The 2,953-nt window shown below is 37.4% G+C and carries 2 protein-coding genes and 1 pseudogene; 2 read left to right on the top strand and 1 reads right to left on the bottom strand.

What is annotated here, in order from left to right:
• Both AC1DG9_RS25700 and AC1DG9_RS25695 read left to right on the top strand, forming a co-directional pair.
• On the top strand, positions 1-2,081 hold a 2,081-nt coding region (locus AC1DG9_RS25700), incomplete at its 5' end, for an FUSC family protein (RefSeq protein WP_477635529.1).
• 49 nt (positions 2,082-2,130) lie between these two features.
• On the top strand, positions 2,131-2,541 hold the full coding sequence (locus tag AC1DG9_RS25695) for an organic hydroperoxide resistance protein (RefSeq protein WP_172662970.1): 411 nt from the start codon (positions 2,131-2,133) through the stop codon (positions 2,539-2,541).
• Between the two features lie 71 nt (positions 2,542-2,612).
• Here the strand turns inward: AC1DG9_RS25695 and AC1DG9_RS25690 are convergent.
• Positions 2,613-2,953, bottom strand: a pseudogene (locus tag AC1DG9_RS25690) (biotin synthase BioB); the annotation flags it as partial.

The following is a 2,953-nucleotide window of genomic DNA, read 5'->3' as shown; positions in this document are numbered from 1 at the left end:
GTGTTCTTTGTCCTTCTTTAATTTTAGCCCAGTTTGGAATGCTTCAATATGGTATGACTTTATCATTGGGAGCTTTATGTGCTAGCGTTGTCGATTCTCCTGGCCCAATTATACATCGCAGAAATGCCATGTTAATTACCACAGTTTTAATCACATTAATATTTATAATTGTCGGGCTTACCAACAGCAATATTTATTTTACAGGAATTGTTATCGCTGCCTTCAGCTTTGTGTTCTCCATGTTTTTTCTATATGGTTTAAGAGCTGCTTCAATTGGAACCGCTGCATTATTGATCATGGTGTTAAGTATTGATGACATTAGACCCTGGACGGAAGTTCTGTTCTCTGCTTTACTTATTTTCGCTGGTAGCATTTGGTATACGTTGCTCAGCTACTTTTTCTATAGATTAAGGCCATATCGAATTGTTCAGCAAACCCTTAGTGACTCAATCCACTCGGTTAGCGAGTTTTTAAGAGCAAAAGCGAAATTTTATCGTCAAAATACAGATTACGACGATAATTATGCTGATTTACTTCAATTGCAAGTCACCGTACATGAAAAACAAGATGCTGTTAGAGAAGTTCTATTTAAAACTAGAGAAATAGTTAGAGAAACAACTCCCGAAGGCAGGTTCCTCCTATTGGTWTTTGTAGATATGGTCGATCTYTTCGARCARGTAATGTCTACCTATTAYAATTACAAGCAACTTCATGAACAATTTGATGCTTCAGGAATTTTGATACATTACGAATCCGTAATTATAAAAATAGCCGATGAGCTCGATGATATTGCCTTCTCCTTAAAAACAGGAAGCACCCCTAGCCTACCCACTTCGCTAATTGAAGATGTAGCTAAACTAAAAAATGAAATTACTGCACTTGAAGTTAATAATACGGAAAATCAATATAATACGCTTGGTATCATCGCTTTAAAGAATATTGAGGTAAACATAGAAAATATCCTATCTAGAATTAAAACCATCAATGGATATTTCAATAAAAGTGAGAAAAAGAACCTTAAACCACGTAACATTGAGGTTGAAAGATTCATTACAAGACAAAATATCGATTTTAAACTATTACTTGAAAACATAACCTTTAACTCTTCAACTTTCAGGCATTCATTAAGGGTTGCTATAGTAATGCTTATTGGTTTTATTGTCGCAAAATCTTTAAGTTTCTCTCATAGCTACTGGATACTCTTAACCATACTGGTAATCTCTAAACCAGGTTTTAGTTTAGCTAAAAAAAGAAATATAGAGCGTCTGATAGGCACTGTAATTGGTGCTTTCGTTGGTATGGGAATATTGGTCTACATTGACGATAAAAACACCCTCTTTGTGATTTTACTGATATGTATGATTGGCTGTTACAGCTTTCAGCGCAAAAATTACGTAGTAAGTGTACTTTTCATGACACCCTATATATTAGTATTATTTGATTTCCTTGGCCTTGGAGGTCTCTCCCTGGCCCGCGAAAGAATCTACGACACATTAATAGGATCAGGTATCGCAATGCTGGCCAGCTATTCATTGTTTCCAAATTGGGAGTATGAAAAGCTCAAGGAGGCCATGATGGACACGCTAACCGCAAACATAAGATACTTTGAACAGGTTAAGCTGTTTTATTCAGAGCAGGTTACAGATCTAACTAACTATAAGGTAGCCAGAAAAGAAGTTTATGTAACAACAGCAAATCTGGCCTCGCTATTTCAGCGTATGTTTTCTGAGCCAAAAAGCAAGCAAATCATGATGAAGGAGTTACATCAGTTTACTGCCCTAAATCACCTCTTATCCTCTTATATAGCTACATTATCTTTGTATAACAAAGACCACTCCTTTGTTTTTTCAAATTTTGAAGAGCTAAATCCAATCACACAAAACACCATCTATTTGCTAAACTTAGCTTCTGAGAATCTGTTCAAAAATACCGGAGTGGTTAATAACGTTCCATTAATCAGAAGAAATATGAATGTTAACGATGATGAGCAAAGTGATGAGATAATCATTGCAGAGCAGTTTGACATGATCCAAAAGGTAGCGTACGATATCTATAAACTATCAGAAAAAATTAAATTGTAAAACTTTAGTTCTGCCGCTGTTGTTATAATTTCATTGTAAAATGAAAAATATGGAAAAACTGTATACTGCATCTGTAACCGCTAAAGGCGGTCGCGATGGACATATCAAATCTAGTGACGGAATAATAGAATTCGATTTAAGAAAACCAAAAGAGTTAGGCGGACAAGGCGGTGCAACAAATCCGGAGCAACTATTTGCCGCTGCCTGGGGAGCCTGCTATTTAGGCGCACTCGGCTCAATTGCACAACACGATGGCGTTGATACCTCCGAGGCAACTGTAGATGTTCAGGTGTCTTTTAATAAAGATGGAAACGCCTTTGTTTTATCAGCAGATCTGGATGTACATATTCCAGGGATAACTACCGAAGAAGCTCAGCACCTGGCAGAAAAAGCACACAGGGCATGTCCTTATTCTAAAGCTACTAAAGGCAATATTGAAACAAGGGTTACAGCTTTGTAAGGCCTTTTATTACATAAAAAGAGACCCGGGCATTACGTCTGGGTCTCTTTTTATGTAAAATTCTCTAATGATTAAACTGCTGCCTCAGTCTGTTTATCTGCAAGTGTATTCGCAGGTCTTCCATTTTTAAAAGCATCTCTGGTCTTTAAGCCCAACAGTTCAAACATAGCCATATCGTCAACAAACGCCGGGTTTGGTGTAGTCAGTAATTTATCACCGGCAAAAATAGAGCTTGCTCCTGCCATAAAGCAAAATGCTTGCTCCAGTGTGCTCATTTCATTTCTACCTGCCGACAATCGCACTACCGAATTCGGCATTACAATACGTGCTGTAGCAATCATTCTAACCATATCCCAAATTGGAACACGTGGTTGCGATTCTAATGGTGTTCCTTTCACCGGAACCAATGCAT

It is taken from the genome of Pedobacter sp. 05L430 (assembly GCF_056397585.1).
This window is presented reverse-complemented; position numbering and strand designations above follow the sequence as displayed.

Bases quoted from the DNA above. Each gene is read 5' to 3' on its own strand.
- AC1DG9_RS25695 (WP_172662970.1), top strand. From the start codon at position 2,131: ATGGAAAAACTGTATACTGCATCTGTAACCGCTAAAGGCGGTCGCGAT.